Origin of the sequence: Chryseobacterium sp. YIM B08800, assembly GCF_026163565.1 — a bacterium.
GTDB lineage: Bacteria > Bacteroidota > Bacteroidia > Flavobacteriales > Weeksellaceae > Chryseobacterium.
In genome coordinates this window covers 59,320-74,053 of record NZ_JAPDKN010000007.1, presented here as the reverse complement: position 1 = coordinate 74,053, position 14,734 = coordinate 59,320, and the positions used below count along the sequence as shown (strand labels likewise).

Below are 14,734 nucleotides of genomic sequence, written 5' to 3'. Positions count from 1 at the left end.
AAAATTAAAGAATTTCATTAAACCGATGCTCGCAAAACCTCATGAAAAAGCATTCGACGATGAGGATTGGATCTTTGAAATAAAATGGGACGGTTATCGAGCTGTTGCCGATCTCAGAAAAAAACAGCCACTTTTCTATTCCCGAAACGGAATTTCTTTTTTATCCAAATTCGAAAAAATTTCGCAGGATTTCGAAAATCAAAAGCATAAAATGATTTTAGATGGTGAAATTGTTGCTTACGACGAAAACGGAAGACCGAATTTCCAGTTATTACAGCAGATTGGAGACAACCCAAATTTAGCCTTAGTTTATCAGGTTTTTGATATTTTGTGGCTGAATGGTCATTCAACTGAAAACATTCCTTTAACTCAACGAAAAGAGCTTTTAAAAGAAGCGTTGATTGAAACAGACGTCATTAAATATTGCGATCATATTCCCGAAAAAGGCATTGAATTTTTTAATCAAATGAAAAAAATGAACTTGGAAGGAATGATTGCCAAAAAAGCTGACAGTCTTTATATTGAAAATCACCGAAGTTCCGATTGGCTGAAAATAAAATTCACCACCACAGAAGAAGCTATTATTTGTGGATTTACCAAACCCCGCGGTTCAAGAGAAGGTTTTGGAGCCTTGATTTTAGGGAAATATAGTGATGGAAAATTGATTTACGCCGGACATACCGGAACCGGATTTAATAAAGAATTGATTCATCAAATTCATTCAAGATTAAAAAAATTAACGACAAAAACTTCACCGTTTGAAACCATTCCTAAAACTAATATGCCGGTAACATGGACAAAACCTGAATTGGTCTGCGAAATAAAATATTCTGAAATTACCAAAGACGGAATGTTCCGACATCCTGTGTTTGTAACGATTCGTGAAGATAAAAATCCTGAAGATGTAAACGAAAAACCTAAAGAAATGAAAGCAAAAACCTCATCAAAAAAATCAGAAATTTCTGAAAAAGAGAAAGAAATTACATTGAATAAACATACCGTAAAACTGACCAATCAGGATAAAATTTATTTTCCGAAAGACGGCATTACCAAAGGTGACTTGGTCGATTATTATCAGTCGGTTGCGGAATATATTTTACCCCATCTAAAAAACCGTCCGCTTTCTTTAAACCGCTTTCCCAATGGCATTGAAGAACAGGGATTTTATCAGAAAGATGCAGGTGATAGCATTCCGGATTGGATTAAAACAACAGAGGTTTATTCGGAATCCAACGACAAATACATCGATTATATTTACTGCAATGACAAGGCAACCTTGGCTTATCTTAATAATTTAGGCTGTATCGATCTCAATCCTTGGAATTCCTCGCTTCCAGATTTGGAGCATCCTGATTTTTTGGTTTTAGACCTTGATCCTTCAAAGAAAAATACTTTTGATGATGTTATTGAAACGTCTCTGCAAGTGAATGAAGTATTACAATCCATAAACATTAAAGGGTATTGTAAAACTTCTGGAAGTACAGGAATTCACGTTTATATTCCGATGGGTGGAAAATATGACTTTGACCAGGTGAAAGAGTTTGCTTATATTTTGATGAAGCAGGTGAATGAAAAACTGCCAAAACTCACGACATTAGAAAGAAGTTTACAAAAAAGAGACGACAAGAAAATCTACCTCGATTATCTTCAAAACCGAACCGGACAGACTTTGGCGAGTGTTTACAGCGTTCGTCCGAAAGAAGGGGCTTCCGTTTCGATGCCTTTAGAATGGAATGAATTAAAAAAAGCATTAAAACCAACGGATTTCAATATTCATAATGCTTTGGGGAGAATTAAAGAGAAGGGAGATTTGTTTAAACCTGTTTTGGGAAAGGGAATTGATATGATGAAGTCGTTGGAGTTGTTGCAGAATATTTAAATTTAGACCTGAAAAAAACAGAAAGGCCTATAAATTATTTTTATTTATAAAATAATGTCTCTATAAAACAACTATAGGCCAAAAGAAGCAAAGGTTAAAATTTTAATTTGAATTCTTTTCAGAGATTAAACAATTTGACATTTTTGCGACCGACAAGTAAATCATACAGAAGACAAACAATTCCAACTTTGCGTCAATATAATTTTTGAAATTAAATTGCATTAAAATTTAATATTTTTAATTCGTTTTTAATTTGGCTCAAAAGAATCAAATCATCGATAACAGTGTTTGAAGATACGCTCGTCAAGGTCACATGACAGGATTATTTAATTCTGCAATTCTTTCCAAATCACCAACCAAATGTTTCGATATCTCTTCGGTTATGGGTACAAAAAACCTCTGAAATATTTTTCAGAGGTTTTTATTTTTTAGGAATAATAAATTTTAGTTTTAAATTTTTAAGAAGATAATTAAAAATAAATCTGAGTATTCGGCATTTGTTTTTTCAAATCCTCAACTTGAGCTGTACTCATAGGATTGCCCGTAAGAATAAGTGTTTTTAAGTTTTTTAAATCAGTAATTTCTTTCGGTAATGATGTTAACTTGTTATTTGCCAAATTAAGACTGATGATATTCTTTAAATGTTTTATTTGAGGCGAAATTTCGGATATTTTATTCTCTCCTACATTCAAAAACTCAAGATTTTTTAAAGTCAGAATGTTTTTTGAGAGTGTAAGTAACATATTTTTTTGCAGCTCAAGATATTTGAGCTTATTCGGAAATCCGGTTTCATTAAGATCATTGATCTGATTGGATGAAAGATTCAGAAACTTAAGATTTTTTATTTTATCAACATCAGAAACCATACTGATCTGGTTACTGTGCAAATTGATTTCTTCAAGTCCGGAAATTTCCGTTAGAGCTTTTGGGAAAACGCTCAGATTATTCGCATCGAGCTGTACTACTTTAAGGTTTTGGAGTTTGGCAAACTCAGGATTAAGCTCTGTCAACTGGTTAAGATTCATAGAAAATGTAGTCAGCTTTTTAAGTTTGCTAATCTCATCCGGAATATATTTAATGCTGTTTTCGTTGATATTAAGAATTTCAAGTTGTGAAAGTGAAAAAAGCACATCATCTAGCTTCTCAAAATTATTTCCCATCATATTCAGAAAAAAAACAGAATCCATTTTCTTAATGTCAGGCGGTAAATTAAACAAACCTTTATCTCTGAAACTTAAGCTATAAACTGTTTTATCAGACTTCAAAGCAGCCTCCATATTTGTGTAGGTAGGATATTTTACAGGATCGATCTGTGCTTTTATATTAGCAATACACAAAAATGATAAAAGGCAAATATATTTTTTCATAAACAAAAAAAGGTCGCCGAAAAAACTCCGACGACCATTATAAAGTATTAAAACTATTTTTTAAGAATCTTAGTTGTCTTCTGGAATCCGTCTGCTTCAATATTTAATATTAAAACTCTTGATGCCTGAAGTTCATTTGTGAAATCTAGATCTAAACTTGTGGTAGAACCAGTAACTTTCTTTTTATACACAACTTTTCCGTCAATGCTGTACGCAGTAATTTCAAGATTTTTCAGTGCTTTCGGAGAATTGATTTTTACAATTCCTGATGTAGGATTCGGAGCAACCGTTACATCATTTTCATTAACAACTTCTACCGTACCCAAACTTCCAGAAGTTCCTAAAAATTGCTGTAAAGCAACAACTACTGTAGCAGATTTCCCTCTGTAATCTATTGTATTTCCTGTAGCATCTACATCGGTAGAAATCGTAGAATTCGGATGTTGGATTGAGAAGAAACCAAATTTCTTATCCGGTGTGAAAGTAAGACCAGTAGGCTCTGATCCTGCAGGCATTGATGCAAATAATCTTACATTAGGATTTGCCTGTGTATGATCTGGGCCAATCACCCAAATGTAGTTTTTACCACCATCCTGAAGTACCCAAAGGTTTCCAAGCTCATCAAAAGTAAGGTTATCGTTTCCGTCTCCCCAAGCTTCAGTTTTTACTCCTTGAGCCGTATTGAATGAATAAGTAGTTGATGCACCTCCAACGAAAGTTTCTACGTTTGAAAGCGTCATTCCGTTATCTGTCATTCTGTACACTTTGTCTAAACCTTTTGCTGTAAAATAAATTTTACCGTCTAGTGGGCTTATCTCAACATCTTCTACTCCATTAAACGAAGTACCTCCAGCAGACTGAGCCAAAGAAGCTGTATTATTTTGGTCTGCCTGAGATTTATTTGGAATCTGAATCCACTGTCCTGTAGTAACAACAGGGTTTCCGCCGCTTAATCCCTGATCAAGTTTTAAAACATATAAATTCCCCGAAGCCAGATTATTCGGAGTATCCATCACATATTTATACACCATGTGAGTTCCGCCATCTTCCCCATAATAAGCAACAGTTCCTGCATCATTAATCACTACATTCTCATGATTCATGATTCCCATCTGCCAAAGTTTATCCTTAGTTCCCGCTTGGTTATGAGACATCACCTGTGCTGTTGCAGGGTCGATCTCTACCAACCAGCCGTAATCTTTATATCCATCAGCATTTGTATCGTTTGAAGTAACAGATTCTTCAGCTGTTACCACAGTCCCCCAAGGCGTAATTCCTCCAGAACAGTTTCTGATGGTCTGTACCAGACTTGACGCCGAAAAGCTTACCGCTCTTGATTTTGTTAACTGCCAAAGTTTGGTTGAAGTATTATAGTTAACTTCTGCCATGGTAACACCTCCTGGATTGGTTTCATGGTTTACAGAAAGGTATCCGTCGGTACTGCTGTTATTTTTAGCAACATACGCTGTAAAGTCATTAAGACCACCAACCAATCCGCCACCTTCAGTATAATTATCTCCTTCTTTTAAGATCAGCTGATATTTGTGTTCTGCAGGAATAATTAATTTTGAAGTTTGTGTTGTCGGAACAATTGAAGTAAAACAGCTGATATGCGTTCCTGTACAGTTGGTAACTGGTGGGGTAACAGTTGCAGTCGTTTTAAGATATGCATCGATAGTTAGATCTGAGCTTGTTGCACTTCTATTGTGCAATTCAATTGAAATTCTATTCGTTCCTTGTACAAACTTGTTTTTCGGAATAGAGAATAAGTTAATAGCAGTTTCTGCAGCTCCGTCAATCGTTGTACTTGAGAAAGTACTATGACTAACAACACCAGCAGGCATATTGTCTCTTATTACCTCTTCACCGTTTAGATAAACAATGATTCCATCATCTCTTCTCACACCAAATTCCATCGTATTAGAAAGATCTGCCAAATTCACGGTAAAATCTTTGATAAGATAAGCGGTATCTACACCTGAAACAAAAGAAGTAGTAACAGGGTCACCATATCCTAATGGTCCGTTTCCTACAGCCCAGTTTGAAACATCATAATTGGAGCTTTTCCAGGTTGCGGGCAATGCAACATCTGCGTCGTTATACTTCCATGCACTTTGCAATGCAAAAATTGTAGTCTGTGCCTGGATCATCGATGTCGTCATCAATGCCAAAGCTGCGATACTAAGTAGTTTTCTTTTCACTTTTATTAAAATTTCATTTACAATGCAAAACTATTTTTTTTGTCTCGGCATTGCGTTACGCTATCTTTAATTAAACCCCGATGAATATTAAGAAAACTAAAAGTAAATGTTACGAACTTTAACTTATTATTAAATTTAAAATTCATGTAAAACCGAAGCTCTATTTCACTAATTTTTTAGCCTTGCTGATGTCTGTTAAAGTATTTAGAAAACTGATGAGTTGCTTTTTTTCCGATTCCGTCAGATCAAGTTTGTCTGCAGGAAGCGTTTGATTTTTCATTGGCAACCCTAAACCTTCGCCACCTCCTTCATTATAAAATTCAATCACTTCTTCAAGTGTATTAAAAGCTCCGTTGTGAAAGTAAGGTTTTGTTAAGGCAATGTTCCTCACGGTCATGGTTTTGAATGAATTTTCATAGATCCATGAATTTTCTTTTTTCACATTAGAATTTATTCTTCCTCTGTCGCCATCTAGTTCTACAGGCAAATTGGAAATTGGCAGTTTGGTCACTCCTAAAACTTCAGATTCATTTTCATTAAAGAAAGGTGGTACGAGACCTGAAAAATGTGGCGCAAAATGACAAGTCGCACAATTGGCTTTCCCCATGAATAGATTGTACCCTTTTTTAGCATCTTCAGAAATTTCTTTTTCGTTTCTCATAAAACAATCAAAATCACTTTCAAACGAATACAAGGATGCCACAAAAGAACTTAGCGCTTTCGAAAAATTTTGTTTATTAATTTTTTCGTCTTTAAAAACTTTCTTAAACTCTTTTTTATACTCTTTATTGCCATTCAGTTTTTGTACAATTTTTTGATAATCGGTATTAAATTCATCCTGATTATAGATCACATGTTCCGCCTGCTGCTCAAGATAAAAAGCTCTCATATCATAAAAAAACCTTTTTGCAAAAACTGCATTATACAAAGAAGGAGAATTTCTTAAAACTGTTTTTCCCTCTACATTGCTTGCCGATCTCTGTTTTAGATCGGTGTATGCATTTTCTGGTAGGTGACAACTTGCGCAACTCATCGCTCCATTCGAACTGAAGCTTTGGTCATAGAAGATCTTTTCACCTAAATTTTTCAATTCTTCAGAATCTTCAGAAGGTTTTAAAATGGTATAAAAATAAGGATCAAAAAAATCTGCCTTAAAAAAATCTTTATTTGAAACATTCCAGCCCGAAAAGTTTTTGAGATCATCAGGATTGCCATCCCAACTTCCTAATTCTGCATATAAAGGCTGAACAAATTGTTTATAAAACTCTATTCTGTCGAAAGTCTCAAAATCGGTATTCTTGCCAAGATAAGTAATTGCCTTTTGAATAAGTAAATTGGCTTTTTCTATTTTAAAATTTTTAAAATAAGCTTCATCATTGATGTATTCACTCATTCCCTTTAAAGCATGAGCCGCTTCCTCGGAAATATTAAGCGAACCCGGAGTATCAAAACCTGTCACCCCTAAACTGTAAATTCTAATAAGTTCAATTCGCAAAGGCAATGTTTTATTATTTCCTGAGCTTAATCCGTTATTCAAAGTACTTAAATAAAAGTTTGCATAGCTGTTGTACAGAAAATTGGTAATTGTGCTTATTTCTTCTTTTTGCGCATTGGCCTCGTCAGAAAAAATAAGTTCATCTAAAACCTGTAAACCTTCGGGAGGCAAAGTATAAGCGGAAGTTCCGGCAGCTTCTATATGAAAAAGCGGCGCTGCATTAAGGTGAGTTTTGGTAAATTCAGGATAATAATAAGCTACGAAAAATTCTATTTCTTTAAATGAATTTCTTGTATTTCGTAAGGTTTGCTGAAGCTTTTCTAAGGAAATTTTTTCTTGTGAATAAAGATCTACATCATTTTTTAAATATTCTAACTCAATTTTAAACTCACGTAAACCTCTGTTTATAAATTTATTGTCATTTTTCACGCCCTGATCTACAGAGTTAAAAGACATCACAGAAAAAATGAAAGCACATGGAATAAGCAGTAAAAGATAATATCTCACAGTTTTAATCGCAAAAGTAACCTGATTAGATTACAAGAATTTTACGAGTAAATTAAATAATGTTTACGATTTACTTACCTAATTATCCTTTTTTAAATACCAGAAAAACGAACCAAATTAATATTAACAGTTAAAAAATTGCACTTCAATAATTTATAAATCATTCATTATAAATCCACATCAGTAAAGGTTTTTTAGAATTTTGAATAATCGGGTCTAATTCCTTCATCGCATTATTGGAAATCGTAGGGCAACCCCATCCTTCCGGAGAACCTTTCGGATAAACTTCCACGTCACTCATCAAACCCCAAGAATGAAAAACAATGAATCTTTTTAAAGCATTGTTATTTGTTTCTTCTAAACCGTGCATTAAATATTTTACATGAATTCCCCAATCGCTTTTTCCTCTTTCTCCCAATTGGTATTTTCCCAAAGCCGAAAGATGACTTCCGTCTTCATTGCTAAATTCTGGATTGTCTTTTGATTCATCACTGCTCCAAGTATTGTTTCCGCAACCATGACCTACCAAATATTTATTCGAAATTTTCTGCTCTTTAAAGTCCCAAATTATAAAACGGTTAAGTCCCGAATGCATACTCATATCAATTAAAATACAGAGATCAGTATTCATTTTTTTGCTTTTGCAAAATGCGAGAGCTTCTTCCGCTTTCTTTTTTGTTTTTATTAAATCTAATTCTGGCTTTTTACTTTCAACAACATTTCTATTTTCTGAAACAGTGTTACCAACAAGCTTTTTCGAATCGTTTTGGCAAGACGAAAGAATAATAAGCAGGAAAATTAAATGAAATATTTTCACAAGATTTATTTATAATGTAAGAAAATACCATAATCTGTTGGAGTCCACCACGCAGCTTTTTGTCCTGCAGCTTTCAATGCATCATTTGCCCAAGTATTGCACGTATTTAGGAAGCTATACCTTCCTTTCGCATCATAAAACGCATCATTATCACTGTACACAGCTTTAGTGGGAATTAATATATAATTTCCGTTTGTATCTGTGTCAAATTTGGCGTCGATAAATTTCACTAATTCTAAATACTGCTTTTTACTGATCATTATTTTTTTGCAATCAGCTGCTTCGATCATTGCATGATAGAATGAAGTGTGCATTGCAGATTCGCTCATCCAAAAGGCGGCTTTCACGGCTGTAGAAAATTTCAGGTCTGCCCATGTTGGTGTATCCAGATAAAAACCTTTGTCGCCCCACCCGATTCCTACATAATTGTAATCTGTTTTTTTCGAGGTTGTGTTTGCAAACGGAATTTTTGTACTCCAATCGTGTAATTCATTTTTAACGGGCATTACAATATCGGTATGAACACCGTTGGTATAGATGTAAATCGGAATTTCTTTTTGCTCACCATCATCTTTTGCCGAAATTTTGATAAAAGGAAGTAAATAACCAAGAACTGCGTATAGAACTACGATTCCGAGGATAAACCCGAGAGTTTTCAATAAATAGATCAGTATAATTTTCACATTCATGTTTATAGATATTGGAGTTTAATAAAATTTAATCTAATTTTTTTCCTAAAAGTATTTATTTTAATTGAAAAATTAATTAAATTTAGCTAACAAACATTCACAAATATGCTTAAAAATACGAAATCCCAGAAAAGATTTAAAGTAAGAGTAAAAACAGCTCCTAAAAGAACCCAGAAAAAACGTTGATTTTCTTAAAGACATTCTCTTTTTGAAAGTCATTTTTTCTTTTGTAGAAAGGACTTTTTAAACCTTTACGAATTGAAATCTTTTATTTCTTTAAAACTAAAGTTTTAAGGAATGATACAATAAACTCATTATTTTTGGAGAGTACAATTTCCAAAGAGGTTTTTTCACCTTTATATTTTACTATAATTCTTTTGAAGACTGATTCAAAAACTCAATATTTCTTTTTAACCCAGCAAATTTTGTACGCTTTACAGGTGATTTCCGGAATATTTCAGAGAATATTTCTTGGGTTAATTCTTTCCATTCTCCTTTTTTGAAATTTTTCAAAGCTTCATTTGGTTTAAATTTAGCCTGAAGATTCGGCGCCGAAAAACGGTTCCACGGACAGACATCCTGACAAATATCACAACCAAACATCCAGTCTTCCATTTTATCTTTAAAATAATCCGGAATTTCAGTTTTTAATTCAATTGTTGCATACGAAATGCATTTGCTTCCATCAACAATTTTCTCTGAAACAATCGCATCAGTCGGACAGGCATCGATACATTTTCTGCAACTTCCGCAGTGATCGGTCGTTTCGTTATCAGAAATTAAATCTAAATCACAAATAATTTCCGCTAAAAAATAGAACGAACCGCTTTGTTTCGTAATTAAATTAGCATTTTTTCCAACCCAGCCAATTCCTGATTTTTTTGCCCAGCTTCTTTCCAAAACCGGAGCCGAATCTACAAAAACACGAAAACCAAAATCTCCAATCTCCTCCTGCAATTCAGAAACTAGATCACGAAGAATTTCTTTTACCACTTCATGATAATCCTCAGCATACGCATATTTTGAAATTTTAAAATTCTCTAATGCGGAAATTTTTTCTTCAGGAAAATAGTTGTAAGAAAGCGAAATCACCGATTTTGAACCTTCTACCAACAATCTTGGATCTAATCTTTTATCGAAATGATTTTCCATATATTTCATTTCGCCATGGAAATTATTTTTAAGCCATTTTTCTAAATGACGTGCATCTTCTTCCAAGAAATCAGCTTTGGAAATTCCACAATTCTGAAACCCAAAACTTTTAGCTTTAGACTTGATTAATTGAGAATATTTTTCAGCAGTTGAATTCATAGATTTCGCATTGCAAAACTAAGATTATTTTATAAATTTGTTGGAGTTTGGAGGGATGAAAATCTTTATTCATCTAAATTGTAATTTTAACTCAAAAATTTTAAACATTATGTCATTAGCAGATGTATTACAGTCAGGAAATTATGCATTAATCGACGTTCGTGAGCCAATGGAGCTTGAAATGGACGGAAATATAGAAGGAGCAACCAATATTCCTTTGGGAGAAGTTGAAGACAGAAAAGAAGAAATCTTATCTATCGAAAAGCCTGTCGTTTTGTTCTGCAGAAGCGGAAACAGAAGCGGAAAAGCTCTAGAATATCTTAATTCTCAAGGTTTAAAAGATGGCTACAACGGCGGAGGCTGGGCTGATTTGAAAGCAAGTTTATAACAAAACAGAAGGAACTTTTTTAAGTTCCTTTTTTATTTAATTGAATTTGGATTTATGATTTTAAAAGATAGATTTGAAACGCTTTGTCTGAACTTTACTGAAGATAAGGTTTTAATTGAAAAATTTTGGAATGAAATAGAGAACAATTATTCCGAGAAAAGCAGGCATTATCATAATCTTCAACATTTAGAAAATATGTTCGAGGAAATTGATGTTGTAAGAAATCAGATTGAAAAATTTGATAATATTTCATTTTCTATTTTTTATCATGATGTAATTTATGATGCGACTTCGAAATTAAATGAGGAAAAAAGTGCAGATGTTGCAAAAGAAAGACTTGAAAGTTTGGGTGTAAATAATAATGACATTCAACAAGTTTACGAGCAGATTGTAGCTACAAAATCTCATCAAAAATCTGAAAATAAAGACACTAATTTTCTTTTGGATGCTGATCTATCAATTCTTGGAAAAAGCAATGAAGCTTATTCAGAATATACAAAACAGATCAGAAAAGAATATTCTATTTATCCGGATTTTCTTTATAAGCCGGGAAGAAAAAAGGTTTTACAACATTTTTTGGAGCTGGAAAGTATTTATAAAACTGAATTTTTTAGGAATAAATATGAAACTCAGGCGAGAGAGAATATAGAATTTGAATTGAAAAGTTTATAGATTTTGGATAAAGCCATTTTCTCATTTAAAAATTAAGCGGGCTAAAGCCCGCTCCTATTGATATTATTGAAAGTGTATATATTAGTGGTGTCTTTTTTAACCACCCCGTCAAAAATTCTTTGAATTTTCGCCACCCCTCCAAAGGAGGGGAATTTTTTAAGCGAATTAATGGATTACTGAATTTATAAATTCAATTGATTTATTTAAAACTATTTCCGGAGATTCTCTGTGTGGTGTATGTCCGATGTTCGGAATGATGAATTTCTCAGAAGTTCCTTTAACCTGCGAAACAGTTTTTTCAACTTGGTTTAAAGTTCCGTATTCATCTGCTTCTCCCTGAATAAATAATAGCGGACTTTTTATGTTTTTCAATAAATACTCAATATTCCAGCTTCTGAAATTGTCGCTGAGCCAAATTTCAGTCCAGGCTTTTACAATGGTTTCTACTTTATCACCGTGATATTTTTCAAGGCGTTGAGGTAGGTTTGTGGTGCTGTAAGCATTTAACGCTTCTTCAACGCCTTTTATAGTGATATCTTCAACAAATATATGTCCGGCTTCACAAATGACAGCTTTTACTTTTTCAGGATATTTTGATGCTGTAATTAAAGCAATCGTTCCACCATCGCTGTGACCGAAAAGAATGGCATCGTTAATATTCAATTCAGAAAGCAAATCATTTAATATATCTGCTTCCAATTCCATGTAATTATTTTCTCTTTCATGAGTAATCATTGGAAATGATTTTCCGTATCCTAAACGGTCATATAGTAAAACATTACATTGGATCGCTTTCGCCAATTTTTCAGGAAAATCTCTCCAAAGCTGAACTGAGCCTAAAGAATCATGCAAAAAAACAATGGTTGGTTTATTTTTGAATGTGTTATTAAATTTTATAAATAAGTTTTTCCCCTTTACATCGATTACCTCATCAATCATTATTTATAAACTAGGATTTTTTGTTTCGTTAAATTCTTTTAAAAGATTGGCAAAAACTGTTTCCACAGGAAGAACTTCGTCAATTAAAGCTGAAACCTGACCGATTTCCAGTTCGCCTTCTTCCATATCACCTTCAAACATTCCTTTCTTTGCTCTTGCTCTCCCTAAAGAAGCGACCAAAGCTTCGGCATTTCTTCCTACATTATAAATTTCCTCCAATTCATTGAAGAATTTGTTTTTAACCATTCTTACGGGCGCCAATTCTTTTAAAGTAAGAAGCGTATCGCCTTCATTCAGTTCTGTAATTTTCTTTTTCCAGTTTTCGTGAGCACTTGCTTCTTGTGTTGCTGCAAAACGGCTTCCAATCTGAACTCCGTCTGCTCCTAAAATCATTGCAGCTTTCATTTGAGAACCCAAAGCAATTCCACCTGCTGCAATTAATGGTTTAGAAATATGTTTTTTTACATTTGGGATTAAACAAAAAGTCGTTGTTTCATCTCTACCATTGTGACCTCCTGCTTCAAAGCCTTCTGCTACAATCGCATCTACTCCTGCTTCTTCACATTTAACCGCAAACTTGGTCGAAGAAACTACATGCGCTACTTTTAAACCTTCCTTTTGAAGAGTTTCGGTATATGTTTTAGGACTTCCGGCAGAAGTGAAAACTATTTTCACACCTTCTTCCAGAATAATATTGATGATTTCTTCTAAATTGGGATAAAGCAAAGCGACATTTACTCCAAAAGGCTTATCGGTAGCTTTCTTGCATTTCTGAATATTTTCACGCAGAATATCGGGATACATACTTGCTGAACCAATTAAGCCCAATCCGCCACAGTTTGAAACTGCTGAAGCCAATCTCCAGCCAGAATGCCAAATCATACCGGCCTGAATAATGGGATACTGAATATTAAAAAGTTCTGTGATTCTGTTTTTATTTTCGTTCATTTCATGAAGCTTTTTAGCGGAGTTGAAATCTATAAAATTACTCATAAGGTAAAAATACTAAAAACGTAGATTCTATGATACATCTAAGATATATTTTCATAAAAAAACCTTCAGAAAGTTCTGAAGGTTAATGTATTATTTTCTAAGAGATTCTTTTTTCCAGTTCCCTTTAAAATCGCAGGTATCATATCGACCGTCTATCGAAATAAATGTTGTTGGAAGTTTAGAATTGACAAACTTCTCAATCATTTCACTTTTTTTCTTGTTAAGAGCCATCTGCTTGATTCTGTCGTAATCTGTTTCAAGAGTGATCTGGTGAGCAGGAATAACATCTTCCACCTTAATGATCTTTACCACTTTTCTTTTTCTTTCATCTTCATCATCAAAAGCAGTTGTCATGTCATTTTTATTAAGACCGGCAAGCTCATAGCTGATTACTCCCGGAACACTTTCTCTTTCGATTTTACTAGAACCATCTCCTCCGGTAATAACACCAGCATTGAATTTTGTTCTTTTATCATCTGAAAATTTAAATGCAGCATCTTTAAAACTCATTTTCTCTGTCAAGATTAATCCTCTGATACTGTCAAGTTTTTGTTTTGCAGTAGTAATCTCAGCATCTGTAGGAGTAGCCATTAAAAGAATATGTCTTGCGTCGTAAGCTTTACCAGACTTCTTCACCAATTGAATAATATGGTATCCAAACTCAGATTCAATAGGATCTGAAATTTCACCTTCCTGTAGATTTAATGCTGCAGCTTCGAAAGGCTTTACCATTTGTCCTTTAAAGATATTTTTCATCAAACCTCCATTGGGAGCGGTTCCCTGGTCTTCAGAATAAATTCTGGCTTGGCTTTCAAAACTTTCTCCTGCTAAAATATCTGCTTTAATTTTCTTAAGCTTGCTAATCAACTCTTCCTTATGAGCTTCCGTTAATTTAGGATACATCATAATCTGAGAAAGAGAAACTTCATCTTTTATTTCGGGAAGCTGAGATTTATACATATTGAAAAAATCGGTTACTTCATTTGGAGTAACGTCTGCTTTTTCTGTAATTCTCTGATATTTTGCCTGCCCGTAATATTGATCAGTATCAATTTTTTCGATGGCATTTTTCATCTCAAACTGATTTCTGAACTTATAAGCAGCAAGCATTGACTTTTCGTCTGGAAATTGAGAAAGCAATTGGTTGTACTTTGCATTTGCCTGATCTTTAATTGCCGCAGAACGGTTATCAATCAAAGTATCTCTTTTTGCTTCGTAAACCAGAAGTTTATTATTGATTAAGTTTTCCAAAAACTCACATTTGTCGGTTGTTGAGGCACCCTGTTGTTTTCCGTAATTCATCTGCTCTTCAACATCAGATTCCAAAACGATCTCATCACCAATTACTGCCGCAATACCGTCTACCAACTGTCCTTTCTTTAGCTGAGCGTTGATGTTTCCTGAGAACAACATCGTGAAAACTCCCAAAAGGAAAGTGATTTTTAGTTTATTTATCATTATACTATTTTAAACAAG

12 protein-coding genes are annotated in these 14,734 nt (G+C 33.8%); 3 read left to right on the top strand and 9 right to left on the bottom strand.

What is annotated here, in order from left to right; genetic code table 11:
* Nucleotides 1–25 precede the first annotated feature (25 nt).
* The gene (gene ligD / locus OEW74_RS03835; RefSeq protein WP_265427237.1) at nucleotides 26–1,879 is read left to right on the top strand and encodes a DNA ligase D; all 1,854 of its coding nucleotides are present in this window, start codon (nucleotides 26–28) and stop codon (nucleotides 1,877–1,879) included.
* A gap of 470 nt (nucleotides 1,880–2,349) precedes the next feature.
* Here the strand turns inward: ligD and OEW74_RS03830 are convergent, their stop codons facing one another.
* From OEW74_RS03830 to queG, 6 genes are all read right to left on the bottom strand, one after another.
* Nucleotides 2,350–3,246: a leucine-rich repeat domain-containing protein gene (locus OEW74_RS03830; RefSeq protein WP_265427236.1), complete on the bottom strand. Its 897-nt coding sequence runs from the start codon at nucleotides 3,244–3,246 to the stop codon at nucleotides 2,350–2,352.
* Nucleotides 3,247–3,299: 53 nt separating this feature from the next.
* Nucleotides 3,300–5,447 (bottom strand): alkaline phosphatase PhoX, encoded by a 2,148-nt coding sequence (locus OEW74_RS03825; protein ID WP_265427235.1) that lies wholly within the window; start codon nucleotides 5,445–5,447, stop codon nucleotides 3,300–3,302.
* 160 nt (nucleotides 5,448–5,607) lie between these two features.
* Nucleotides 5,608–7,398: a cytochrome-c peroxidase gene (locus OEW74_RS03820; RefSeq protein ID WP_265427234.1), complete on the bottom strand. Its 1,791-nt coding sequence runs from the start codon at nucleotides 7,396–7,398 to the stop codon at nucleotides 5,608–5,610.
* A 211-nt stretch (nucleotides 7,399–7,609) separates the two neighbouring features.
* On the bottom strand, nucleotides 7,610–8,266 hold the full coding sequence (locus tag OEW74_RS03815) for a murein L,D-transpeptidase catalytic domain-containing protein (protein WP_265427233.1): 657 nt from the start codon (nucleotides 8,264–8,266) through the stop codon (nucleotides 7,610–7,612).
* A gap of 5 nt (nucleotides 8,267–8,271) precedes the next feature.
* Entirely contained in the window at nucleotides 8,272–8,955 is a 684-nt protein-coding gene (locus OEW74_RS03810; protein ID WP_265427232.1) for a TIGR02117 family protein, read from the bottom strand.
* Between the two features lie 366 nt (nucleotides 8,956–9,321).
* Nucleotides 9,322–10,266, bottom strand: a complete 945-nt coding sequence (gene queG, locus OEW74_RS03805) for a tRNA epoxyqueuosine(34) reductase QueG (protein ID WP_265427231.1) — start codon at nucleotides 10,264–10,266, stop codon at nucleotides 9,322–9,324.
* Between the two features lie 109 nt (nucleotides 10,267–10,375).
* Between queG and OEW74_RS03800 the strand changes: the two genes are divergently transcribed.
* Both OEW74_RS03800 and OEW74_RS03795 read left to right on the top strand, forming a co-directional pair.
* The gene (locus tag OEW74_RS03800) at nucleotides 10,376–10,654 is read left to right on the top strand and encodes a rhodanese-like domain-containing protein (RefSeq protein ID WP_074229729.1); all 279 of its coding nucleotides are present in this window, start codon (nucleotides 10,376–10,378) and stop codon (nucleotides 10,652–10,654) included.
* 54 nt (nucleotides 10,655–10,708) lie between these two features.
* Nucleotides 10,709–11,326 carry a hypothetical protein gene (locus tag OEW74_RS03795; RefSeq protein ID WP_265427230.1) on the top strand — a complete coding sequence of 206 codons (618 nt, stop codon included), beginning with the start codon at nucleotides 10,709–10,711 and terminating at the stop codon, nucleotides 11,324–11,326.
* A gap of 165 nt (nucleotides 11,327–11,491) precedes the next feature.
* On the opposite strand, the gene OEW74_RS03790 is transcribed toward OEW74_RS03795, so the two are convergent.
* The 3 genes from OEW74_RS03790 to OEW74_RS03780 form a co-directional block, all read right to left on the bottom strand.
* Nucleotides 11,492–12,265, bottom strand: a complete 774-nt coding sequence (locus OEW74_RS03790) for an alpha/beta fold hydrolase (protein WP_265427229.1) — start codon at nucleotides 12,263–12,265, stop codon at nucleotides 11,492–11,494.
* A 3-nt stretch (nucleotides 12,266–12,268) separates the two neighbouring features.
* Nucleotides 12,269–13,213, bottom strand: coding sequence for an NAD(P)H-dependent flavin oxidoreductase (locus tag OEW74_RS03785; RefSeq protein WP_265427228.1), 945 nt, complete (start codon nucleotides 13,211–13,213; stop codon nucleotides 12,269–12,271).
* 135 nt (nucleotides 13,214–13,348) lie between these two features.
* Nucleotides 13,349–14,716, bottom strand: coding sequence for a peptidylprolyl isomerase (locus tag OEW74_RS03780; protein WP_265427227.1), 1,368 nt, complete (start codon nucleotides 14,714–14,716; stop codon nucleotides 13,349–13,351).
* Between the last annotated feature and the right edge of the window lie 18 nt (nucleotides 14,717–14,734).